At 68.4% G+C, this 22,505-nt stretch carries 18 protein-coding genes and 1 pseudogene; 10 read left to right on the plus strand and 9 right to left on the minus strand.

Translation table 11 applies throughout. The features are described 5' to 3' along the window. Window positions 1-289: 289 nt before the first annotated feature. The 7 genes from dnaE (at window position 290) to rfaQ (ending at window position 12,048) form a co-directional block, all read left to right on the plus strand. Complete coding sequence (gene dnaE, locus WS62_RS15225) at window positions 290-3,814, plus strand: DNA polymerase III subunit alpha (RefSeq protein ID WP_066572095.1); 3,525 nt, start codon at window positions 290-292, stop codon at window positions 3,812-3,814. Window positions 3,815-3,850: 36 nt separating this feature from the next. Then, on the plus strand, window positions 3,851-5,641 hold the full coding sequence (gene msbA, locus WS62_RS15230) for a lipid A export permease/ATP-binding protein MsbA (RefSeq protein ID WP_066572097.1): 1,791 nt from the start codon (window positions 3,851-3,853) through the stop codon (window positions 5,639-5,641). Window positions 5,642-5,691: 50 nt separating this feature from the next. After that, on the plus strand, window positions 5,692-6,783 hold the full coding sequence (locus WS62_RS15235) for a glycosyltransferase family 4 protein (RefSeq protein ID WP_066572196.1): 1,092 nt from the start codon (window positions 5,692-5,694) through the stop codon (window positions 6,781-6,783). Between the two features lie 318 nt (window positions 6,784-7,101). Further along, a complete protein-coding gene (locus WS62_RS15240; RefSeq protein ID WP_066572099.1) occupies window positions 7,102-8,247 on the plus strand; it encodes a glycosyltransferase family 9 protein in 1,146 nt (381 codons plus the stop codon). Next, window positions 8,244-9,542 carry an O-antigen ligase family protein gene (locus WS62_RS15245; protein WP_066572105.1) on the plus strand — a complete coding sequence of 433 codons (1,299 nt, stop codon included), beginning with the start codon at window positions 8,244-8,246 and terminating at the stop codon, window positions 9,540-9,542. Before WS62_RS15240 ends, WS62_RS15245 begins: the two co-directional genes overlap by 4 nt. After that, window positions 9,539-10,789, plus strand: coding sequence for a glycosyltransferase (locus WS62_RS15250; RefSeq protein ID WP_066572107.1), 1,251 nt, complete (start codon window positions 9,539-9,541; stop codon window positions 10,787-10,789). The genes WS62_RS15245 and WS62_RS15250 overlap by 4 nt, the downstream gene beginning before the upstream one ends. Before the next feature lie 86 nt (window positions 10,790-10,875). Next, entirely contained in the window at window positions 10,876-12,048 is a 1,173-nt protein-coding gene (rfaQ, locus tag WS62_RS15255; protein WP_066572109.1) for a putative lipopolysaccharide heptosyltransferase III, read from the plus strand. A 271-nt stretch (window positions 12,049-12,319) separates the two neighbouring features. Here rfaQ and WS62_RS15260 read toward each other — a convergent pair whose 3' ends face one another. Then, the gene (locus WS62_RS15260; RefSeq protein WP_066572110.1) at window positions 12,320-13,084 is read right to left on the minus strand and encodes a glycosyltransferase family 2 protein; all 765 of its coding nucleotides are present in this window, start codon (window positions 13,082-13,084) and stop codon (window positions 12,320-12,322) included. Between the two features lie 427 nt (window positions 13,085-13,511). Between WS62_RS15260 and WS62_RS15265 the strand changes: the two genes are divergently transcribed. Further along, window positions 13,512-13,898: an RcnB family protein gene (locus WS62_RS15265; RefSeq protein ID WP_066572112.1), complete on the plus strand. Its 387-nt coding sequence runs from the start codon at window positions 13,512-13,514 to the stop codon at window positions 13,896-13,898. Window positions 13,899-14,130: 232 nt separating this feature from the next. Here WS62_RS15265 and WS62_RS15270 read toward each other — a convergent pair whose 3' ends face one another. From WS62_RS15270 to WS62_RS15295, 6 genes and pseudogenes are all read right to left on the minus strand, one after another. Further along, on the minus strand, window positions 14,131-14,688 hold the full coding sequence (locus WS62_RS15270; RefSeq protein WP_066572114.1) for an FUSC family protein: 558 nt from the start codon (window positions 14,686-14,688) through the stop codon (window positions 14,131-14,133). Between the two features lie 197 nt (window positions 14,689-14,885). Then, the gene (locus WS62_RS15275; protein ID WP_066572116.1) at window positions 14,886-16,148 is read right to left on the minus strand and encodes an MFS transporter; all 1,263 of its coding nucleotides are present in this window, start codon (window positions 16,146-16,148) and stop codon (window positions 14,886-14,888) included. Next, complete coding sequence (locus WS62_RS15280; protein ID WP_066572197.1) at window positions 16,145-17,113, minus strand: photosystem reaction center subunit H; 969 nt, start codon at window positions 17,111-17,113, stop codon at window positions 16,145-16,147. The genes WS62_RS15275 and WS62_RS15280 overlap by 4 nt, the downstream gene beginning before the upstream one ends. 266 nt (window positions 17,114-17,379) lie before the next feature. Next, window positions 17,380-17,556, minus strand: a pseudogene (locus tag WS62_RS33810) (IS6 family transposase); the annotation flags it as partial. A gap of 65 nt (window positions 17,557-17,621) precedes the next feature. Then, window positions 17,622-17,951, minus strand: coding sequence for a TfoX/Sxy family protein (locus tag WS62_RS15285; protein WP_066572119.1), 330 nt, complete (start codon window positions 17,949-17,951; stop codon window positions 17,622-17,624). Between the two features lie 453 nt (window positions 17,952-18,404). After that, window positions 18,405-18,698, minus strand: coding sequence for a hypothetical protein (locus WS62_RS15295; protein ID WP_066572200.1), 294 nt, complete (start codon window positions 18,696-18,698; stop codon window positions 18,405-18,407). A 328-nt stretch (window positions 18,699-19,026) separates the two neighbouring features. Here WS62_RS15295 and WS62_RS36485 point away from each other — a divergent pair, with 328 nt between their 5' ends. Beyond that, window positions 19,027-19,167: a hypothetical protein gene (locus WS62_RS36485; protein WP_156440996.1), complete on the plus strand. Its 141-nt coding sequence runs from the start codon at window positions 19,027-19,029 to the stop codon at window positions 19,165-19,167. Further along, window positions 19,145-19,528, plus strand: a complete 384-nt coding sequence (locus WS62_RS37445) for a hypothetical protein (RefSeq protein WP_197422844.1) — start codon at window positions 19,145-19,147, stop codon at window positions 19,526-19,528. Before WS62_RS36485 ends, WS62_RS37445 begins: the two co-directional genes overlap by 23 nt. Before the next feature lie 514 nt (window positions 19,529-20,042). Here the strand turns inward: WS62_RS37445 and WS62_RS15305 are convergent. Together WS62_RS15305 and WS62_RS15310 are read right to left on the minus strand one after the other, a co-directional pair. Then, entirely contained in the window at window positions 20,043-20,663 is a 621-nt protein-coding gene (locus WS62_RS15305) for an SCO family protein (protein ID WP_066572203.1), read from the minus strand. A 108-nt stretch (window positions 20,664-20,771) separates the two neighbouring features. Further along, entirely contained in the window at window positions 20,772-22,481 is a 1,710-nt protein-coding gene (locus WS62_RS15310) for a cytochrome C (RefSeq protein WP_231748305.1), read from the minus strand. Window positions 22,482-22,505 lie beyond the last annotated feature (24 nt).

Genomic DNA, 22,505 nt, shown 5'->3' on the forward strand with positions numbered 1-22,505 from the left:
ATCGTCGGCGCTGCCGGATCGTCGAATTGCCGGGTTGATGGATTGATGGATTGATGGGTTGCCGGATTGACGGGCTGCCGGACCGCCGCATCGCTGGTCCGTCGAACCACCGGATATCGGGCCGCCCCACATCGAACAGGGCCCGAGCAGCCGCGAATCGCCACCCTGCGCAGTCCCGCACGACCGAGCCGCCCGCCGACCCGCGCCGGCACTCGGCCGAACGGCCAACGCCGCATTTTTTGGCCGGCCCGAACGGTGGCCGGCCCCGTGGGCGGCTACAATAGCGCCCATGTCAGATCCCCGTTTCGTTCATCTTCGCGTTCACTCCGAATTCTCGATTGCCGACGGCATCGTGCGTCTCGACGATATCGTCAAGGCGGCGGCCGCCGACGGTCAGGGCGCGCTCGCCCTGACCGACCTCGGCAACGCGTTCGGTCTCGTCCGTTTCTACAAGGAAGCCCGCGACGCGGGCATCAAGCCGATCGCCGGCTGCGACGTCTGGATCACCAATCACGACGATCGCGACAAGCCGTCGCGGCTGCTGCTGCTCGTCAAGGACAAGCGCGGCTACCTGAATCTCTGCGAGCTGCTGTCGAAGGCGTGGCTCACGAATCAATACCGCGGCCGCGCGGAACTCGACGCGAGCTGGCTCGAAGGCGAGCTGGCCGACGGGTTGCTCGCGCTGTCGGGCGCGCAGCAGGGCGACATCGGCCTCGCGCTCGCGGCCGGCAACGAAGCGGCCGCGCGCCGTCACGCGGAGCGCTGGGCGAAGACGTTCCCCGGCGGTTTCTACATCGAATTGCAGCGCTACGGCCAGCCGGGCGCGGAAGCATACGTCCAGCACGCGGTGACGATCGCCGCCGAGCTGAAGCTGCCCGTCGTCGCGACGCATCCGCTGCAGTTCATGACCTCCGACGACTTCACCGCGCACGAGGCGCGCGTGTGCATCTCGGAAGGCGACATCCTCGCGAATCCGCGCCGCCAGAAGCGCTTCACGACTGATCAGTTCTTCCGCACGCAGGGCGACATGGCCGCGCTGTTCGCCGACCTGCCGTCGGCGCTCGCGAACACGGTCGAGATCGCGAAACGCTGCAACCTGACGCTCGAGCTCGGCAAGCCGAAGCTGCCGCTCTTTCCGACGCCCGACGGCATGTCGCTCGACGACTACCTCGTGCAACTGTCGAAGGAGGGGCTCGAGAAGCGTCTCGTGCAGCTCTATCCGGACGAGGCCGAGCGCGAAGCGCAGCGCGACACGTACTACCAGCGTCTCGATTTCGAATGCGGCACGATCAAGAAGATGGGCTTTCCGGGCTACTTCCTGATCGTCGCGGACTTCATCAACTGGGCGAAGAACAACGGCGTGCCGGTCGGCCCGGGCCGGGGCTCGGGCGCGGGTTCGCTCGTTGCATACTCGCTCGGCATCACGGACCTCGATCCGCTGCGCTACAACCTGCTGTTCGAGCGCTTCCTGAATCCGGAGCGGGTGTCGATGCCCGACTTCGACATCGACTTCTGCCAGCACGGGCGCGATCGCGTGATCCAGTACGTGAAGGAGAAGTACGGCGCGGACGCGGTGTCGCAGATCGCGACGTTCGGCACGATGGCCGCAAAGGCGGCCGTGCGCGACATCGGCCGCGTGCTCGATCTCGGCTACATGTTCACCGACGGCATCGCGAAGCTGATCCCGTTCAAGCCGGGCAAGCACGTGACGATCGCCGACGCGATGAAGGAAGAGCCGCTCCTGCAGGAGCGCTACGACAACGAGGACGAAGTCCATCAGCTCCTCGATCTCGCGCAGCGCGTCGAGGGCCTCACGCGCAACGTCGGGATGCACGCGGGCGGCGTGCTGATCGCGCCCGGCAAGCTCACCGATTTCTGCCCGCTCTACACGCAGGGCGACGACGGCGGCGTCGTCAGCCAGTACGACAAGGACGACGTCGAAGCCGTCGGCCTCGTGAAGTTCGACTTTCTGGGTCTGACGACGCTCACGATCCTCGACTGGGCCGAGCGCTACATCCGCCGTCTCGATCCGAGCAAGGAGAACTGGTCGCTCGCGCAAGTGCCGCTCGACGATCCCGCATCGTTCCAGATGCTCAAGAAGGCGAACACCGTCGCCGTGTTCCAGCTGGAAAGCCGCGGGATGCAAGGGATGCTGAAGGATGCGCAGCCCGACCGCTTCGAGGACATCATCGCGCTCGTGTCGTTGTACCGTCCGGGCCCGATGGACCTGATCCCGAGCTTCTGCGCGCGCAAGCACGGGCGCGAAAAGGTCGAGTATCCGGATCCGCGCGTCGAACCCGTCCTGAAAGAGACCTACGGCATCATGGTCTATCAGGAGCAGGTGATGCAGATGGCGCAGATCATCGGCGGCTACTCGCTCGGCGGCGCGGACTTGCTGCGTCGCGCGATGGGCAAGAAGAAGCCCGAGGAGATGGCCAAGCACCGCGAGATCTTCGCCGAGGGTGCGGCAAAGAACGGCCTCACGCGCGAGAAGTCCGACGAGATCTTCGACTTGATGGAGAAGTTCGCGGGCTACGGCTTCAACAAGTCGCACGCGGCCGCGTACGCGCTGCTTGCGTACTACACCGCTTGGCTGAAGGCGCACCATCCGGCCGAATTCATGGCGGCCAACATGACGCTCGCGATGGACGACACCGACAAGGTGAAGATCCTGTTCGACGACTGCGTCGTCAATGGGCTCACCGTGCTGTCGCCCGACATCAATCAATCGCATTACCGCTTCGAGCCGGTCGCGCAAGCCGACGGCAAGCGCTCGCGCACGATCCGCTACGGCCTTGGCGCGATCAAGGGCAGCGGCCAGAACGCGATCGAAGAGATCCTGCGCGCGCGCGAAGAGAAGCCGTTCACAGATCTGTTCGACTTTTGCGAGCGGATCGACCGGCGCGTCGTGAACCGCCGGACGATCGAGGCGCTGATTCGCGCGGGCGCGCTCGATTCGCTGCACGCGAATCGCGCGCAACTGCTCGCGTCGGTGCCGCTCGCGATGGAGGCTGCCGAGCAGGCGGCCGCGAACGCGCTGCAGGCAGGACTCTTCGACATCGGCGGCGAGCCCGCGCACCAGCACGCGCTCGTCGACGAGCCCGCTTGGGACGACAAGCGCCGCTTGCAGGAAGAGAAGGGTGCGCTCGGCTTCTATCTGTCCGGCCACCTGTTCGACGCGTATCGCGACGAGGTGCGACGCTTCGTGCGCCAGAAGCTCGGCGAGCTGAAGGAAGGGCGCGACAAGGTGGTTGCGGGCGTGATCACGTCGCTGCGCACGCAGATGACCCAGCGCGGCAAGATGGTGATCGCGCTGCTCGACGACGGCAGCGGCCAGTGCGAAGTCACCGTGTTCAACGAGCAGTTCGACGTGAACCGTGCGCTTTTCAAGGAAGACGAACTGCTGATCGTCCAGGGGCAGGCGCGTAACGACGCGTTCACGGGCGGGATCCGCTTCACCGCCGATTCGGTGATGGATATCGAGCGCGCACGCAGCCGCTACGCGCAGGCGGTGCGGATGACGATGAACGGCAATGCGGACGCAGCGGCGCTGCGCCGCGTGCTCGAAGCGCACGTCGCGAAGCCCGACGAGACGTCGGCCGTCGAGGCCCCGGCGCCGCGCGGCGGCCGCGACGGCGGGCGTCGCGCGGCGCCCGTGATACCGAACGGCCTCGCCGTGCGGATTGCGTACAGCAACGCGCGCGCACAAGGCGAGATGCGCCTGGGCGACGCCTGGCGCGTAAAGCCGAGCGATACGCTGCTCGCCGATCTGCGTGCGGCGTTCGACGGCAGCGTCGTCGAGATCGTCTACTGACCCCAAGCACGTTTTTCGGATTTTTTTGAGGGCATTTTGAGCGTCAAGCCTACCCTAAGCAAACCGATCGGCGGTCAGGACGCGTCGTCGCCTGCCGTCGTGATGCGCCGCCTCTGGCCGCATGTGAAACCGCTCGTATGGGTGCTCGTCGCCGGCGTGCTCGCGATGGCCGGGGTCGCCGCGACGGAAGCCGGGATTCCGGCGCTGCTGAAGCCGCTTCTCGACCACGGCTTCGGCTCGAAGGGCGATATGACGACGAAGCTGTACGTGCCTGTCGCCGTCGTCGGCCTCGCGCTCGTGCGCGCGATCGCGCAATACACGTCCGGTTATCTGCTGCAGTACGTATCGAACCGCATCCTGCTCGATCTGCGCATCCAGATGTTCGACCGGATGATTCACACGGGCGTGTCGTTCTTCCAGCGCGAGACGGCGAGCACGGTGATCAACGCGATCGTGTTCGAAGTGAATCAGGTGCTCAGCGTGCTGATGAGCGTCACGATCACGCTCGTGCGCGATTCGCTCACGGTCCTATTCCTGCTTGGCTACCTGTTCTATCTGAACTGGCGCCTGACGCTCATCGTCGCGGTCCTGTTGCCCTGCATCGGCTGGCTCGTCGGCAAGATCAACCGGCGGCTGCGGCGCCTGAATCGCGAGCACCAGACGCTCACGAACCAGCTCGCGTACATCGTCGAGGAGACCGTCGGCGGCTACAAGGTCGTCAAGGTCCACAACGGCGAGCCGTACGAGATCGGACGCTTCAACGAACTGAGCCGCAAGCTGCGCGGCTATTCGATGCGAATGACGGTGTCGGGCGGGCTCGCGCAGCCGCTCACGCAGTTCCTTGCGTCGATCGCGCTCGCCGTCGTGCTGACGATCGCGGTCGTCCAGTCCTCGAACGATCAGACGACGGTCGGCGGCTTCGTCGCGTTCGTGACGGCGATGCTGCTCATCATCTCGCCGCTCAAGCACCTGATGGACGTGAACCAGCCGCTGCAGCGCGGGATGACGGCGGCCGAGCTGATCTTCGGGCTGATCGACGAGCCGCGCGAGCCCGAGGGCGGCGGCAAGCCGCTCGCGCGTGCGTCGGGCGCGATCGAGTTTAGCCACGTGTCATTCTCGTACGGCGCGTCGCGCGACGGGCGGCATACGCTCGACGACGTGTCGTTCACCGTCGCGCCGGGAGAGATGGTCGCGCTCGCGGGGCCGTCGGGCAGCGGCAAGACGACGCTCGTCAATCTGCTGCCGCGCTTCTTCGATCCGTCGTCGGGCTCGGTGCGCGTCGACGGCGTCGCGCTGCCCGAATACAGCCTGCATGACCTGCGCAACCAGATCGCGATGGTGAGCCAGGACGTCGTGCTGTTCAACGACACGATCGCGGCAAACGTCGCGTACGGCCAGACGGCGGAGCGCGATCGCGTCGAGGCGGCGCTGCGCGCGGCGAATCTGTGGGATACCGTCACTGCGATGCCTGACGGCATCGACACGCTCGTCGGCGACAACGGGATGCGCCTGTCGGGCGGCCAGCGCCAGCGGCTCGCGATCGCCCGCGCGATCTATAAGGATGCGCCGATCCTGATTCTCGACGAGGCGACGTCCGCGCTCGATTCCGAATCCGAACGGCACGTGCAGGCTGCGCTCGAGACGCTGATGAAGGGCCGCACGACGCTCGTGATCGCGCACCGCCTGTCGACGATCGAACGGGCGGACCGGATCCTCGTGCTCGAGGCGGGCAGGATCGTCGAGAGCGGCAGCCATCGCGAACTGCTGGAGCAAGGCGGGTTGTACGCGCACCTGCATCGCATTCAGTTCCAGCAGGACGCAGGGTGAGCGGCGGGCATCCGGGCGGACGGCGCCCCGGCAAGCACGATCGCCGTGTGATGAAAATCGGCCTGTCCTGCAATGCGTTCAAGTATGGCGGGGGGCTCGAGCGTTACGCGATCGACCTCGCGCGCGGTCTCGCCGACTTCGGCCTGCGGCCTGCGGTCTTTGCGCGATCGTTCGATCCGTCGATGCCGGAATACGGATGTATCGAGCCGCACCGGATCGACGTGTCGTTTCTGCCCGGCAAGTGCCGCGACGCCTGGTTCTCGTGGCGGCTGCGCGCCGCCCGCCGCGCGTCGCCCGTCGATTTGCTGATCGGCTGCAACCGGGTCGATTCGTCGGAGATCGCGATTTGCGGCGGCACCCATCTCGGTTTTCTCGACGCGATCGGCCGTGCGCCGACATTCTTCGATCGCCGGCAGATCGCGCTCGAGCGCCGTCAATACGAGCGCGCGCGCTTCGTCGTCGCGCACTCGATGCTGATGCGCGATGAGCTGTACCGCTTCTACGGGCTCGGTGACGACAAGATCCGCGTGCTGTTCCCGCCCGTCGACGCCGCGCGCTTCACGCCTGTCGATGCGGCGCGCCGCGCCGAACTGCGCAGGCACTTCGGCTTCGCCGACGACGAGGTCGTGCTGCTGTTTCCGTCGAGCAGCCACGAGCGCAAGGGGCTGCCGCTCATCGAAGCGGTGCTGCGCGACGGCGGGCCGCCCGTCGTCGTCGCGGTCGCGGGCCGGCCGCCCGAGCGGACGTCCGAGCGGCTGCGCTATGTCGGCTACGTGAAGGACATCGAGGACGGTTATCGCGCCGCCGATTTCACGATCCTCGCGTCGAGATACGAGCCGTTCGGGCTCGTCGGCATCGAGTCGGTGATGTGCGGAACGCCTGTCATCCTGTCGTCGAATATCGGCTGCTGCGACGCGATCGCGCCGTCGGCGAAGCGCGTGTTCGCGCCGGGGGATACGGCCGGGCTGCGCGCCACGCTCGACGATGCAGTGCGCCAGGTGCGCGCGGGCGCGGCCCGGGTCGAATCGACCGCGGCCGCGCACGCGGCGATCGAGTACGATCCGAGCGTCGCGCGCCATGTCGCGCAACTGCTCGATCTGGCCGCCGAGGCGGCCGGCAGCGGGCGCGTCGCCCGGGCATGACGCGCGTTCGCGCGTCGCTTACAGTCAGTCTTTCATCAGGATATTGGCTCAGGAAGCGCTTAGGCCGGATGGTATACTCCGCGCGTTCGGCTCGGCCCGCGACGCGCTTGCCGCGCGTTGCGGGCCGGCCTGCATGCCCAGACCCGGAAGAGAGGAAAGCGCGTCGATTTCGCGCAGATCCTGCGCGGGTTTCCGGGCGTTCTGGTCTGTCCTCCGCAATACGAATCGTGGAAATTCTGCATGACGAAACGGCTTTTGGCCGGCCTCCGGCGCATTGCATCCCAGGTGGCGGAATCGATCAGCCGTTGATCTAATCGAATGAGCAGACTTCACGGCCGCATCCACATCTTCGCGCGAGCGCTGCCGAAGCTCGCGCTCAAGCCGTTGCGGCGCAAGCCCGCGCAATTGCGGCGCATCCTGATCGCGCATCATCTGCTGCTCGGCGACACGCTGCTGCTGACGGCGCTCGTCGCGAAGCTGCGCGAGCAGCATCCGAATGCGCAGATCGTGCTGGCTTGCCCGAAGGCGATTGCGTCGCTGTATGCGAAGCGGCCGTTCGGCGTCGACGCGTTCGCGTTCGATCCGCGCGACGGCGCGTCGGTCAGGCGTCTCCTCGCGTCGGGGCCATACGACCTCGGCATTGTCGCGGGCGACAACCGGCATAGCTGGCTTGCGCTCGGCGCGGGCTGCCAGTGGATCGTCGCGCATGCGGGCGACACGCCCGCGTGGAAGAACTGGCCGGTCGACGAATTGATCCCGTATCCGGACGCGCCTGCCGCGTGGGCCGACTTCGCTGCCGAGCTGGTCGACGGGCCTGCGCCGCGGCCGTACCGTCCGGCTGACTGGCCTGCGCCCCAGGCGAGCGCGCCGCTGCCTGCCGAATTGCGCGAGCGGCCCTACGTGGTGCTGCATCCGGGCGCGAGCACCGCGGTCAAGCGCTGGCCGGCCACGCGCTGGCGCGAGCTCGCACAGCGCGTGGAGGCGGCAGGCTATCTGCCCGTCTGGAGCGGCGGGCCGAGCGAAGTCGAACTCGTCGCCGAGATCGGTCCCGATCCCGCGCAGCCGAATCTCGCGGGACGGCTCGGCCTCGCCGATCTGTGGCATGTGTTGAGCGGCGCGCGGGCGGTGGTGTGCCCCGATACCGGCATCGCGCATCTCGCGCGTCTCGTCGGCGTGCCGACCGTTGCGCTGTTCGGCCCCGGCAACGCCGGCATTCACGGCGCGGGCCGTTATTGGCAGGATGCGCCGTTCATCGCGGTGACGATCGCGGACATGCCGTGCCGCGATCAGCCGTCGATTTTCCGGCGCCATGTCGCCTGGGTGCGGCGCTGCGACCGCAATGCGGCGACATGCGTCGCCTGGCGCGGCGACCATGCGCACTGCATGGGCCGTCTTTCAGTGGATGCGGTGCATCGTGCGCTGCAAAACGTTTTGGCGCTTGCGCCGTCAAGTTCAAGTCGATGACGATAACAACATCGCGCGTCGAGCGCGTGCTCTGGATTGCTTGTCCTACGTTGATGTTTGCTGTGATGTTCGGTCACATGAACGGGGTCGTCAACACGACGCTCGCGTTGATCGGCGTCGGCACGCTCGCCGGCATCCTGTCCGCGAGCAGGCCGCCGTTGCGGCAATGGCCGCTCGTTTTTCCGATTGTCGCGTGGGCCGCTTGGAGCCTCGGGTCGGTCGGCTGGTCGCTGTATCCGCACATCAGCATGCGCGCCTGGCTCGACGAGGTGCTGTATCCGCTCGTCACGTTCTGGGGCTTCTGGCTTTTCGGCTCGCGCGTGAGGCGTCCGGAATGGCCGGTGCTCGTCGTGGCGGGGGCATGCGTACTGCTCGCGCTGCTGAGCGCGTTCTACTGGGGGCGCTTGCAGCCGCCGACACCGACGAACTTCCCGATCCGTTTCTACAACCGTGTTGGCCATACGAGCACGCTCGTCGTGTTCGCGATGCCGCTCTTCGTGGCGCTGCTGCTGCGCGTCCGCTGGCGCGTGATCGGCGCGATCGGGCTTCTCGCGTGCGGCTTCGTTGGGCTCGCGAGCCTGAACCGCTTCTTCTGGCCGGCCGTGGGCGCGACGCTCGTCGTCGCGTTCTTCCCGCTCTATCGGCGCCGGCTCGGCGTGAGCGTCGTCGCGATCGCGATCCTCGGCGCCGCCGCGCTCGGAATGCTCGAATACAGCGCGCGCGAGCGCGATCCGTCGGCGTCCACGGCGGCGGCATCGGCGTCGTCGGCCGCGCACGACATCACGGTCGCGGGCCAGCGGGTCTACGTGCCGGGCGAGCTGAACGCGCTCGGCGACACGCTGTCGTCCGACACGCGGCCGAAGCTCTGGGCGTTCTACGCCAAGCAGGGCAAGCACCACGCGTGGCTCGGCGTCGGCTTCGGCAAGCCGCTGCCGGGGCATGCGTACGCGGCCGATGCGCCGCCGCTGCTGCTGCAGATCGAGCCGCAGGCGCTGACTCACGCGCACAACCTGTTCCTCAATACGTGGCTGCAGACGGGCTACATCGGCGTCGCGCTGGAGGCGATGCTGTTCCTGAGCCTCGCGGGCGCGTTCTGGCGGCTGCGCCGCGCCGCGCCGGCGATGTCCGCGGCCGGGCTTGCGCTCGTCGTCGGAATGATCGCAAAGAACACCGTTGACGACTTCATGTGGCAGACGACGATGCTCGCATTCTGGTCGTTCGCGGGCTTCCTGCTCGGTCACGGCGAACGCGAGGCGGGCGTTTCGCGCGCGTCGCAGACCGGGGGCGCGCGATGACGACGCCTGCCGTTCCCGCGACCGCCGCCGCACCGGCGGCGGACGTCGTCCGCACGAGTGCGCGGCGCGTGCGCATCCTGTTCCACATCGACGACTTCGGCAAGGGCGGCACCGAGACCGCGCTGCTCGCGTGGCTCAATGCGCTCGATCGCCGTGCGTTCGAGATCGGGCTGTCGGTCACGTACCCGACGCAGGACCTGACGGCCTGGTGCGCGAAGGCGATTGCGTCCGATGTCGCGGTGCACGTGCTCGCGCCGGAGCGCTGGATGCATGCGCTGCATCAGCGCGAGCGCGTGAGCAAGCTGCGCGGCGGCGAGAAACTGCTGCACAAGGCGTCGACGCATGCGTTGATTCGGCCGCTCGTCGCACGTCGTTTTCTGCGGCTCGCGCGCGGCTACGACGTCGTCTGCGATTTCGATTTCTCGTTGCGTCGCATCGCGGGGCAGGGCGGCGTGCAATGGATCGGCGTGAGTCACTACAGCTTCGCCGCACGCTTCGGCGACAAGAGCGCGTCGTACATGGCGCGGCGCATCGGCCAGTACGAGCGCTACGCGGCGTTGGCGGTGCTTACGCCCGACATGCGGCGCGAAGCGCAGCGGCTCTTCGCGAATACCCGCGTCGCCGTCACCGAGCTGCCGAACGTGATCGATCCGGCGGCCTTGCGCGCACGGGCGGCCGAGCCGGCCGAGTTGCCGGCCGGGCGCTTCATCGTGTCGGTCGCGCGGCTCGACGAAGGGCAGAAGGATCACCGCACCTTGCTGCGCGCCTATGCGAAGGTGCGCGCACGCCGCGCCGATGCGCCTCGGCTCGTGCTGGTGGGCGACGGTCCTGACCGCCAGGTGCTCGAGCAGCTCGCGGATGCGCTCGGGCTGGGCGATGTGGTGCCGTTCATCGGCTTTTGTGCGAATCCGTTTCCATACGTGCGCGCGGCCGACGCGCTGATCCTGAGCAGCCGCTACGAAGGTTTCGGGATGGTGCTCGGCGAGGCGATGGCGCTTGGCACGCCGGTGATCTCGACGGATTGTCCGACGGGGCCGCGCGACCTGCTCGACGGCGGCCGCGGCGGGCTCCTCGTGCCGCCCGGCGATGCCGACGCGCTTGCTGACGCGATCGAGCGGGTGCTCGCCGACGGCGCACTGCGCGCGGCGCTCGTCTCGCATGCGTCGCACAGGATCGAATCGTTCGGGCCGCGTGCGGCGAACGCGCGCATGCAGGCGCTCGTCGCGAAGCTGCTCGAATCGGCGTGAGCTCGCCCGCGCCGCACGGGCGCGCGGGGCGAATTCGCTAAAATGTCCAGTCGCCCGTTCTTCCAGTCTTCATCGTGACCGCTCAGTTGACGCTTCTCCGGCCGCCGCGCACCATCCTCGTGTCCTGTACGCGCCGCCTCGGCGACGTGTTGCTGACGACGCCGCTCGTCCGGTCGCTGAAGGCGCGTTGGCCCGACGCGCAGATCGACATGATCGTGTTCCGCGGCACCGAAGGCGTGCTCGAGCACAATCCGGACATCCGCCGCGTGATCACGGTCGCGCAGCGCGCGCGGCCGAAGGCGCGCATCGCCGACGCGCTGCGCATCTGGCGCAAATACGACCTCGCATGCGCGGCCATCAGCTCCGATCGCGCGCGCTTCTATGCGTTCTTCGCGGGCCGCAAGCGAGTCGGGCTCGTCGATCCCGAGCGGGTGACGCGGCTCACGCGCTTCATCCTGAACGGCATCGCGCTCGACCAGCATCGCGACGTGCATACCGTCACGAGCAACCTCGCACTCGCCGACGTGCTCGGCGTGACGCTGCACGCCGACGTCGTCGCGCCCGGCATCGGCGACGATCCTGCCGCGCGCGCGCGTTTCGACGCGAAGCTGTACGCGACGCCCGCGCTGTCGCGCGGCGAGCCGTACGTCGTGCTGCATCCGTATCCGATGTTTCGCTACAAGCAGTGGCGCGAGGACGGATGGGTCGACCTCGTGCGCTGGGCGCGCAGCCAGGGTTTCGCGGTCGCGCTGAGCGGCGGTCCCGCGCAGGCCGAGCGCGACTATGCCGCGCGGATCGCGCAGGCGTCGGGCGAGCCGGTGCTGAACATGGCGGGCGAGTTGTCGTTCGGCGAGAGCGCCGAAATGTTCCGGCGCGCGCGGCTCTTCATCGGCCCGGACACCGGCGCGACGCACGTCGCAGCCGCATCCGGCGTTCCGACGATCGCGCTGTTCGGGCCGTCGAATCCGACGCGCTGGGGCCCGTGGCCCGCGCACTGGCCGGCCGGAAACGAGCCGTGGCCGTTGCACGGCTCGGGGCGGCGCGGCAACGTCTATCTGCTGCAGGGCGAGGGCGACTGCGTGCCGTGCAAGCTCGAAGGCTGCGATCGGCATGTGGACAGCTGGAGCCGATGCTTGACGGAAATGTCGTCGGCGCGCGTGATCGGCATCGCGACCGAGATGCTCGGTCGCGATGCATCGAAAACGCAGGCCGATATTGCGGTGCCGGTCGACATCAGCAAGCTCGGCGCACGGAAGTAGGGGGGCGTGGATCTTGGCGAGCCGGTGTGCTGGCGGCTCCTTCGCGGATGCGGTCGCTCGGGCGTGTGCGGGCGGGAGGTGCGAGAGGTGAGACGCGCTTGCGGGATGCGTGTTGCGCGACCAAGCCGGCGCGGTTCCGGTGAGCAGCGCGCCCGCGCTGCGCAGGCGGCCGCCTCGCGCGATGCGGCATCGCCTTCGGCCGGCGTATCGGCTGGCGCAGCAACTTCTTGAAGAATTTCGTTTGGAAACGTCGCCGCCGCCCCGCAGCGCATCAGTCGCGCGTTTGTCCCGGCCGCGAATGCCCGAGTTTCAGGAAGCGGTAGTAGACCGTCTCCGCATTGAACACGGCGATCATGAAGCCCGCCCGTCCGTCCAGGAACCCCCGCCGCAGCAGATAGGTTCGCACAAACGCCCACGCACCGCGGCCGAGCGCCTTCGCGAATCCGCCTTGCTTGCCCGCCGCGCGCCGCTGTGCAGCGCCCGCGCTCGAATACGCGTCGAGCTTGCGCAGCACGGTCTCGAAGTCTTCATACGAGTAGTGGAGCAGCTTGCCGTCGAGCTTCGCGGCCGGCCCGTCGAACACGAGCCGCTCGTGGACGAGGTCGTCGGAAAAGCGCGCCGCGCCACGCTTGAAAAGCCGAGGCACCCAGTCCGGATACCAGCCGCCGTGCCGCACCCAGCGGCCGCAGAAGCTCGACAGCCTGTCGAGCGCGTAGACCTGCGCGCGCGGCGCGCGCATCGCCGCCTGGATTGATGCGGCGAGCTCTGGCGTGACGACCTCGTCGGTATCGATCGACAGGATCCAGTCAGTGTCGAGCGCGGCGACCGCGCGATTCTTCTGCGGCCCGAATCCCGGCCAGTCGGCCGCGACGATCACGCGCGTGCCGTGCGCTTTCGCGATCTCGACGGTCGCGTCGGTGCTGCCGCCGTCGACGACGACGACGTCGTCGGCGAACGACAGCGCGCCGAGGCATTCGGCTAGCCGTGCCGCGGCATTGTGGGCGATGAGGGCGACGCCGAGCGTGGGTTCTGCCATGAAAGCGGTGTCTGAATGCGAGGTGGGCGTTGAGCGGTGAGCGCGAGTATACCCGCGCGTCGCGCGGCGGCTGGCGAGATCGTGCAACCGGGGCGGGACGGGGCGCGCTTGCGGCGAGCGCTGGGGAGGGCGGCTGTAGCCCGTCTGCGGTCTTCAGGCGGGGTGAGCCAGATTGGCGGGACTCGGCCGGGCGGGCAAGCCGATGAGTCGGAGGGGCCGACAAATCGGGGGCGGGAAAGAAGAACGGCAGGGAGGACGAAAGCGGGAAGCAGGAACGCGCAAGCGCGGCCGATGCGCCGTCGATTTGCGTCTCCTCACGCTTTGTTCATCTCGACCCATAATTTCGGGCGAATCCGGCGCGATGTGCTACCTTTTTCTATGCGCTCCGGCGCCGACAGCCGGTTGCGCCTTTTCACGGAGAGACTCGATGAAAGCACATCGTTTGCTGTGGGTTTCGATGGTCGCTGCCGGCGCGCTCGTGTCGTCGCTCGCAATCGCTCAACCGTCGCATGGCCCGGGCGGACCGGGCGACGAACGCCACGGGCCGCCTCCCGGCAAGCATGACGAACGCGATCACGGCGAAAACGGTGACCGCGGCGGCCCGCGTCCGGGCGAGCATCGCGGCGACGAAAATGCCGCGTGGCGTCGCGGCGATCGCCTGCCCGACGAATACCGCGACCGCCAGTACGTGATCGACGACTGGCGCGGGTACCACCTGTCGCCGCCGCCGCGCGGCTATCACTGGATCGGGATCGGCGGCGATTACCTGCTCGTGCGCATCTCGACGGGCGTCATTCTGCAGATCGGGCCGTAAGCCGGTCGACGTGCGGCGTGCCGCCCCGCTGTCTGTCGTCCGCGCCACGACGGCATGGGGCCGGATCGGGGCCGCGCCCATCCGCTTCCGGTGGATTCAGGACGGGCGCCGCGGCCTCGGCCCGTGGCGGCGCGGGGCGTTCGCCCATCGGTCCGGACGCGATGCGTCGCCGCCCATCGCCATCCTTCCATTTCCGCGCTCCGCCGCCTGCTGTCTTTCTCCTGCCGCAACGTCAGCCCTTGGCGAACCAGCGCCGCTCGATCTGCGACATCGTCCAGCCGACCGCTATCGCGCACGCGGTGCCGAGCGTCACCTCGCCGAGCCGCACGAGCGGGATGTCCCACAGCGGCCCTTCACCCGGAAACAGCAGCACGATCGTCGCGGTGATCGCGCCGAGCCGCGCGGCGCTGCCGACGTTCAGGCACCAGCAGCAGATGATCGCGATCACGATCGTGGCCGCGTACGTGACGACGTGGCCGGTGCCCGTCGCCGCGGCCGCAAAGCCGATCAGGCCGCCCACCATCGCACCGATGAACTGGTCGCGCGACAGATTGATCGTGTCCGCGTAGTTGTGCTGCGTGACCGCGATCGCGGTGATCGCCGCCCAGACGGCCTGCTCGGTGTGCAGCGCGCGGCCGATACTGTACGCGAGACACGCGCCGCCCGCGGCCTGCACGGCCATCAGCACGCCTTGCATCAGGCGCGCCTTGAGCGACAGGCCCTTGAACAGGTCGAGCACCGACTGCTGGATTTGCCGACGTGCGTCGTTGACTGCTTTGATCGTTTCCATCTCGTTTAGGCGAGGATAGGGGAATAGAAAGGGGATGCCGAGCAGATAAAAGGCGAAGGAGGCGGCGCGTAGCGCCCACCGCTTCCCGCCGAGTGCGCTTCAAGACGGTGCGCCGACGGCGGCGAACGGCGGCCGCGGCAGGCCGGCTGCGCGCATCGCTGCCGCATCAACCGTGCCGCGCGCCGTCACCGCGCCAGTCACTGCGCCGGCTCGGCGCTCGAACGCTGCGCGTCTTCGACGAGCGCCGCGTCGCGCGTCTCGGGCATCGCGAACCAGACGAGCAGCGTTGCGAGCGCGCCCGCGGTGGCAAGCCCGAAGAAGCTCGTGGCGTTGCCGAAGTGATCGGCGGCGAAGCCCGCGACCGCGGTGCTGAGCGTCGCGCCGATGCCCGCCGCGAGCCCGAAGAGCCCGATGCACAGGTTGTAGCGGCCCTTGCCGCCCGCGACGTCTGCGGCGATGAGCGGCAGCATCACGCCGAACACGGCGGCGCTGATGCCGTCGAGCATCTGAACCGGCACGAGCAGGTAAGGACTCGACACGCCGGCGAACAAGAGCGCGCGCAGCGGCAGCGCGGCGAAGCCGAGCAGCAGGATCGGCCGGCGTCCCCAGCGCTGCGCGGAGCGGCCGACCCACGGCGACAGCATCGCGACGATCGCTTGCGGGACGATGATGCACGCGGCGATCACGAGCTGGACGTTCTCGCCCATGCCCGCCGTCACTTCGCCCGCCGCGAGGTTGAGCATTGCCGCGTTCGACAGGTGGAACAGCACGACGCACGCGGCGAAGACCAGCATCCGCCGGTCGCGTAGCAGCTCGCGCAGCGTCTCGCGCTCCTCGTCTTCGTCGGCGTCGTCGCGCGCGGCGGGTGCGCGCGGCGTCGCGTGATGGTGGTGGTGGGTCGGCTCGATCATCGCGAGCGCGACGAGCGCGGGCAGCGCGAGCGCGGCCGTCAGCCAGAACACCGCGCGCGCGGAGAAGTACTCGCCCGTGAGCCCCATCAGGCCCGCCGCGACCGCGCTGCCGAGCGACGCCCAGCGCGCGTTGCGGCCGAGCCGGTCGCCGAGGCTCTCGCGGCCGACGAGCGCGAACGAGATCGCCGCCATCGCCGGCACGAGCATGCAGCTCGCGAAGCCGTGGAACACCTCGGCCGCGATCACCGGCACGATGGTCGGGCTCGCGGCGAGCAGCACCGCGGACAGAATGATCGCGGCGATCGCCCATGCGGCCGCGCCTTTCTTGTTCCTCAGCGCGTCGACGGCCGCGCCCCCCGGCACCTGGCTCACCATCGCGCTGATCGTGCCGATCGACAGCGCCATGCCGATCTCGCCCTGCGTCCATTTGTGCGATGCCAGATACGACGCGATGAACGGACCGAAGCCCGTTTGCACGTTTGCGACGAAGAAGTTGAGCCAGTCGAGGGCGCGCAGGCTGCGCGCGCTGACCGCATGCCGGACGGTCATCGTTTCGCACCTGCTTGAGCGGCGGCCGGCGCGGCTGCGGGCGCGCCGGGCGAGACGGCGAGGATCGGCTTGTCGCCCGCATAGGGCGGCGACGCCTTCAGCTGCGCTTCGTTCAGATCGAGGAGCGCGCGCGGCGACTTGTCCTTCGGCGCGAAGCGCAGCGCCGACCAGTTCGCGGCGATCGTGTGCCGGTCCGGATCGACGAGGCCGCCGACGTCGAGCACGACTGCCTGCGGCTGCGCGTCGCGGCCGATCAGCACGTCGACGACGCGGCCGACCTTCGCGCCGTTCGGGCGTTCGACGTCGGCATCGATGATTCGCATCTGGCCGGGATCGGCGCCCGCGTGCGTCGATCCCGTCAGCGGCACTGCCTTCGGACGGTCGGCGGGCGGCAACTGCGTGGCGGCCGGCATGTCGAGCACGATCGGCTCCTGCCTGCCGCCCGGCGTGAAGCGGAACAGCTTCCACGGGAAGCTGACCTTGCGGTCGCCGACGCCCATGAAGCCTTGCAGGTTCACGAGCATTTCTCGCGGCGCGCCGCTCGCGTCGGCCGTCATGTCGACTGCGCGGCCGATCACCTTGCCGCCGCGCCGCACTTCGCTGTCGAGGAGCGCATGCACTTGGCTGCGCTCGATCGCGCGCGTCGTGACGAGCGGCGCGGGCGAAGGCGCGGGAGGCGGCGGCGGCGCGGCGCGCGCGGGTTTGCGCGGCGGCGCGGCCTCGCGGCGCGGCTTCTTCGGCGCCGCGGCTTCGGCGGGCTCGGGCGCGCTCGCCGGCTCGGGCGCCGCGACGGGCTCGCTCGCCGGCTCGACGGGCACGGCGACCGCTTCGACGACGGGCGCGGGCGCTTGCGGCGCGCGGAACAGCGCACAGCCGGATAGCGCGAGCGTGGCGAGGACGACGGGAGCCGCAGTGGCGACGGGACGGGGGAGACGGAAGGCAGAATGCGGGAATCCGCCGCTCATCAAGAAATACTCCATGGACTGGGGCAGGCCGCATGGGCGGCATGGCTGTCGATGATGGCTGACGCCCAGAGGGCATCGCGGGAGGACAGAGTTTAACCTGTGAGGAATACGTGCCGGGAAAACGGCGACGGCGGCGCGCGGCGGATGCCGGCGCGGGACGTCTGAACGGAATGGTACGCCCGTGCGGGCGGCGGCGGGGCGGTAGCGGATGGGGCGGGAACGGTCGATGGCGAATGGCGGGTGATTCAGCCGTTCCCCGACGCGCGTCGTGCGATTTCCTTGCGTTCGCGCGTCGGCTGGCGGCTATTCTCAGCCCGGTTGTTTGGCCGGACTGCCGCTTTGACGAACACACGCTTCACGCTCGCCAGTTCAGGAATCTCCGCCCTTGCCGCCGGATAGCGGCGCAACTGATCGGTGACGATCTTGCGTGGCACGGGGCTTGTCGCCGCGGGATCGGTGGGGCGGCGAGCCCGCGCACGCGCGAGCACGGCGGTCGACGGGCGACGCGCTACTTCGGCGGCAGCGAACGGACGAATCCGAGCGCCGCGTCGACCAGCCGGCGACGCAGCGCATCGTCGCCGTACGCCTCCGGCGCGACGCGCACCCAGCCTTGCATCGGCCTGCCGCGCGAGATCATCCGGACGATGCCCGAACGCTTCAACGCCCAGCCGTCGTTGTCCTTGCCGAGCCTGACGAGCATTCCGTCGTCGCGGGCGCAGCACAGCAGGTTGCCGTCGAGCAGCCATGCCCAGCCGCCGAACATCGCCTTCGCGGTGAGGTTGCGCTCGAACTTTAGCTCGTCGTCGACGAGCGTTTCGAGGCCGGGATCGCGAGCCATGCGACGTTTTCCGTTGATGGGCGGCGCAGCGTGCGCTGTGCGCCGGTGAGCGTGCCGACCGCGCCGGCATGTTTCATCGTAGTGCGTGTGCGGCGCCGCGCAAATGCGCATGCCGGCGCTCGGGGGCACCGTTTTTCGAAGGACGTCTTGGAAGCGTGTGAGCGAGGCGCGCCGTGCGCCAGGCGATGTCGATGCCAATGTCGACGTTCGACGTTCGACGTTCGACGTTCGGTACACGGTACACGGTAGACGGCGAATTGCGAATGGCCAATGATCGATGGCGAACGGCGAACGGCGAACGGCGAACGGCGAACGGCGAACGGCGAACGGCGAACGGCGAACGGCGAACGGCGAACGGCGAACGGCGAACGGCGAACGGCGCGCATGCTGCTGGCATTTCGTCGTTCGTCGCGGATGTCGCGGGTAGCGCAGCCGACGCCGCCTGCCGCGCGGTCAATAGCCGCGCGTGACGAGCGACAACACCGACAGATCCGGGTGCGTGCCGTCGACGATGCTGCAGCCGATCGATACCGCTTCGTGGAACGCCTCGTCGGCGGTGCGGAAGCTCTCGTCGCCGTCCGCGTGAAACGGCACGGTGTGGCCGGGCAGCTTCGGATCGGCGCCCGGATGGCACACGTAGCCCGTGTACGTGTAACGGTTCGCGTCGGCTTGCGTCGGGGCCGGCGACACGTGAATCTCGAAGCCTTCGTAATCGACTTGTCGAGCCGGAATCGGCGATTCGGACATGGCTGTCTCCTGGGTCGCGCCCGGCGTCCGGCGCCGATCGCGCGGTCGTTTTTTTCGTTGTCGTCCTTTGAAGAAAATTCTAGGCGATCGGATCCCGAATAGCTCGTCGTCTCCCGCCGGGAACGGCTTGCCATCGATCGACCTTTCGACCGATCGACCGATCGACCGATCGGCCCCGCTCGACTGGCGGCGTTGGGCGGAACCGCGGCACGCCGCTTGCTGCGCGACGGACTTGTTCACTGCAGGAGGTGCCATGCGACCCGAATTTTCTCGAAGCATATGGCGGGCGGTCGCCGTCGGCGTGACGGCGGCCGGATTGGCGGTAGCGATGTCCTCATGCTCGAAGCAGGGCGGTTCGAACGCCGATTCGAGCTCGACTGGTGCGACGGGCGGCGTGCAGCCCGCGCCGATGGCGCCGTCCGGCAGTTCCGGCGCGGCGGGCGGCAGTGCCGCATCCGCCGGCGGGTGAGGACGGATCGCACCGACCGGGCGCGCGGCGCGCATCGGACGTGCGGTGCGCCGGCGCTCGATCGGGAGAGGGCGTCGACTGGAGCCGCACGCTGATTCCCGCCGACGAGCGAGCCATACGAACCAAACGAGCCGCCCGGAGGCAATTCGGCGGAAAGGCCGCGGCAACCGCTCGCTCGATCCGGGCGAATTCGCCGGGCAGCGGCGATGTCGCGGGCGCGAACCGGCGTCGGTTCGACATCGATACCGACCGCGACGATCGTGCGTTCGAAACGAACGCCGCCGAACTCGACAGCGATGCGGATCGTGCGGAGAAGGTCGAGCGCGCGTTGGCTGGCGGACGGCGGCTCGACGTTCGATGAACACGCGGATATCGAGCCGGTTCGCGCCGAGCGAGTGCCCCAGTCGAGGCGCAACGGCTGAGCGGGGCGCGGCGCTTTTTTACAATGCGCGTGCAAATTGCGGCGGCGGCCAAGCCGAGTCGCGCCGGCAGCGAATCGAACGGCTGCGCGGCGCGACTCGTGCGCCGCATGCGTGCCCAGCAACGGCCCGATCGATTCGAGCAGCGTCGACCGAGCGACTGTTTTCGCGACGTAGCGAATTTTTCCGTCTCGTGTCGCGTGACGGGTTCTCGGCCGAATCAGTCATCGGCGCTGCATCGTCCGCAACCGTCGGGCGACGACCGTCGTCGTGCGTCGCCATTGTCGACCGTCGCCGCCTCGCTGCCGTTCGTCATGCACCGTGGCGCGGCAACCGGGATCGCGAGGATCGACTCATTCCGTCCGGCGGAGTTTGCCGTAGGCAAGCAGCCGCGCCCGTGCCGCCGCGCCGCGTTTTCAGGCGGGCCGGCGCGTCTGAAGACGCAGGTTCGCGCGATCAGTCGAAAGCCAGGGCGGAATGGTACAGATGCAGCAGATCGTCGATGGTCGCGAATCCGTCGATCCGAAGCCATGACTTGTCCGGCGCCGCGCGCAGCAGCAAGACCGGGTTGTGATCCATCTTGTCCTGCCGGTACACGTTGAAGGCTTTCTGCGCGGCGACGCTTGCCGCTACGGTTCCCGTGTAGTGTTGCCACTCCGGTCCCGCACCGAACTTCGCTGCATACTCGCGCAGGCGCGCAGGCGTGTCGTTTTCCGGATCGATCGAAATCGACACGATATGGACTTTGTCGCGGTCCGCGCCGAGCTCGTGCTGGAGCTGCGACAGCGTCTGGCTGATCACCGGGCAGATCGACGTGCAGGTGGTGTAGATGAACGTCAGCACGACCGGACGTCCGTCGTCGAGTTCGTCTTTCAGCGCGACCGTCTTGCCGTCGTCGCGCACGAGCGTCACGGCCGGCACTGTGTATGCCATCGTCGATGTCTTCATGCTCGACATCATCATCGGGTGATGCGCATGCATGTCATCTTGAGCCGATGCCGGATGTCCGATGAGCGTGAGCGCGCCGGCCGCGATGAGCGTGTTGGCGAATGTGGATAGCTTCCCGGCCATGTTCATTTCGGTCTCCCTGAGTGGGTGGGCCGCGTTGCTCGTCGTCGTCTTGGGCGACGCGCTTGCGGCGCGGCGAATCATCGTCCTGCGAATCGGGCAGGGCGATGTCGGCGTCTACGGGACGGTCCACGCCCCGTCGGCCACGATGCGCGTGCCGCTCGTGTCCGCGAAGTGGACCAGGTAGCCGCCTTTCGATGCGAGGCGCTGTCCCGGCGCAAGCGTCAGGCGCGGATAGTAGCCGGTGATGACGCGCTGTTCGAGCGTGTCTTCGATGCGCTCGACGAGATAGTCGCGAACGTAGGCTCCGGTCACGCGGCCGAGCGCTTCTTCGAGCAACACGCACGCGAGGAAGGTGTCCGCTTGAACCTGTCGGTCGACGATCGGCACGTGTCTGGTGGCCGCCCAGTCGAGCATGTAGTCGACGCGTCGGCGCACGCGATCGGGCATGTCGAACGGATACGCGATGTGCGTGACCGCACGCCAGCCGCCAGGCAGCGGCGCATGATCGAGGCCGCCCATCATGCCGGACATATAGACCATCCGCGTCGGCGCGGCTTGGCCCAACGTCGCGATATCGGCGGGGCGCAGCCACAGCACGAGCGCATCGTTTTTCGAGATGCCGTTCAACGTTTCCACGACGCGATCGGCCGGCATCAGCGCGTGGCGAGACACGTCGAATCCCCGTGCACGCAAGGCGGTGGCGAGCACTTGCGCACCCGCTTCGCCGCTGTCGCCGACCCGATACACTTCGTGGACCGTTTGTGGCGCGACGTCGTGGTCGCCTCGAGCGATTGCCGACGCGATCAGTCCGGCCTCCAGCAGCACGCCGTTCGAGAAGTAGATCGAATAGAAGTCGTCGTTGCGGGCGTCCGGCACCTCGACGTTCGGAAACAGGCATGGAAGACGGGCGCGCTCGCAGAACGCGCGAACGGGCGCCCAGTTTCGCCCGCCCAGTCCCGAGATCACCGCGAACACCGGCTCGGCGGCCAGATGCCGGGCGAGCTGCGCTTCCCACGTCGATGCCGAGCCGCTCAGTTCCCAGACGTGCAGTTGCCAGCGGCGCGAAGTCGAGGCCGGCGCGTCGCTCGACAGATGCGGCGGGGCCGCGCTCGCCGGAAATGCGTCCTTGTCGGCGAAGTAGTGCCGCAGCACGTCGAGCGTTGCGCGGCGCTTCACGGGCTCGGCGTCCGGCGTCGTGATCGTCGCGAAATGCAGGACAGTGCCGGCGACGCCCGGCGCGGGCCGCGGATCGAGGCGTTTCAGATAGCGGAGCAACGCCGCCATGTCGTCGTCGTTCAACGCGAAACGCGGCATCAGGTAGCCTAGGCGTTGGCCTTGCGCATCGATTCCGCTGCGGATCGCACGGGCGAGCGTCACGTCGGTATAGGCGGAGCGATCGCTGCGCATGCTCTGCACGTACGGCATGCCGGGACGCTCGCCGGTCAGCGTGCTCGGATGGAACAGGTACGTTCCGGCGATCGGCGGGATCGTCGTGAAGCCCGATCTGGCTCCAAGGCCGCTGCGCCGATGGCAGCCGACGCAGGCGACCGCGGGTCCTTCCATGCGCAAGCCGCCTTCGCGCAGCGCCTGAAGGGGCGCGCCGGAGCTCAGCGTGCCGTTGCGATAGATCGCCTCGCCGGGACCGTCCGGCGGCGGTCCGTCCGCCCGCGCCGTCACGGTGGCGGACAGCGCGAGCATCAGGGCGAACAGCGGCGCGAGCCGCGTCGGCGCAAGCGCCGGCACGGCGGACGGATGCGCTGCGTCCGATGCGGCGGCCCCGGCCGTCCGACGCAATCCGCCATGCGAGCGGGCGTGGTCCGGCATCGGCGGTTTCGAATCTCCGTCGTG

The sequence above is a fragment of the Burkholderia sp. ABCPW 14 genome (genome assembly GCF_001523835.1).
Lineage (GTDB): Bacteria > Pseudomonadota > Gammaproteobacteria > Burkholderiales > Burkholderiaceae > Burkholderia > Burkholderia mayonis.

Coding starts and splice junctions, on each gene's coding strand:
- dnaE (WP_066572095.1), top strand. CDS start 290: ATGTCAGATCCCCGTTTCGTTCATCTTCGCGTTCACTCCGAATTCTCG.
- WS62_RS15235 (WP_066572196.1), top strand. CDS start 5,692: ATGAAAATCGGCCTGTCCTGCAATGCGTTCAAGTATGGCGGGGGGCTC.
- WS62_RS15240 (WP_066572099.1), top strand. CDS start 7,102: ATGAGCAGACTTCACGGCCGCATCCACATCTTCGCGCGAGCGCTGCCG.
- WS62_RS15245 (WP_066572105.1), top strand. CDS start 8,244: ATGACGATAACAACATCGCGCGTCGAGCGCGTGCTCTGGATTGCTTGT.
- WS62_RS15250 (WP_066572107.1), top strand. CDS start 9,539: ATGACGACGCCTGCCGTTCCCGCGACCGCCGCCGCACCGGCGGCGGAC.
- WS62_RS15260 (WP_066572110.1), bottom strand. CDS start 13,084: ATGGCAGAACCCACGCTCGGCGTCGCCCTCATCGCCCACAATGCCGCG.
- WS62_RS15265 (WP_066572112.1), top strand. CDS start 13,512: ATGAAAGCACATCGTTTGCTGTGGGTTTCGATGGTCGCTGCCGGCGCG.
- WS62_RS15270 (WP_066572114.1), bottom strand. CDS start 14,688: ATGGAAACGATCAAAGCAGTCAACGACGCACGTCGGCAAATCCAGCAG.
- WS62_RS15275 (WP_066572116.1), bottom strand. CDS start 16,148: ATGACCGTCCGGCATGCGGTCAGCGCGCGCAGCCTGCGCGCCCTCGAC.
- WS62_RS15280 (WP_066572197.1), bottom strand. CDS start 17,113: ATGAGCGGCGGATTCCCGCATTCTGCCTTCCGTCTCCCCCGTCCCGTC.
- WS62_RS15285 (WP_066572119.1), bottom strand. CDS start 17,951: ATGGCTCGCGATCCCGGCCTCGAAACGCTCGTCGACGACGAGCTAAAG.
- WS62_RS15295 (WP_066572200.1), bottom strand. CDS start 18,698: ATGTCCGAATCGCCGATTCCGGCTCGACAAGTCGATTACGAAGGCTTC.
- WS62_RS36485 (WP_156440996.1), top strand. CDS start 19,027: ATGTCCTCATGCTCGAAGCAGGGCGGTTCGAACGCCGATTCGAGCTCG.
- WS62_RS15305 (WP_066572203.1), bottom strand. CDS start 20,663: ATGAACATGGCCGGGAAGCTATCCACATTCGCCAACACGCTCATCGCG.
- WS62_RS15310 (WP_231748305.1), bottom strand. CDS start 22,481: ATGCCGGACCACGCCCGCTCGCATGGCGGATTGCGTCGGACGGCCGGG.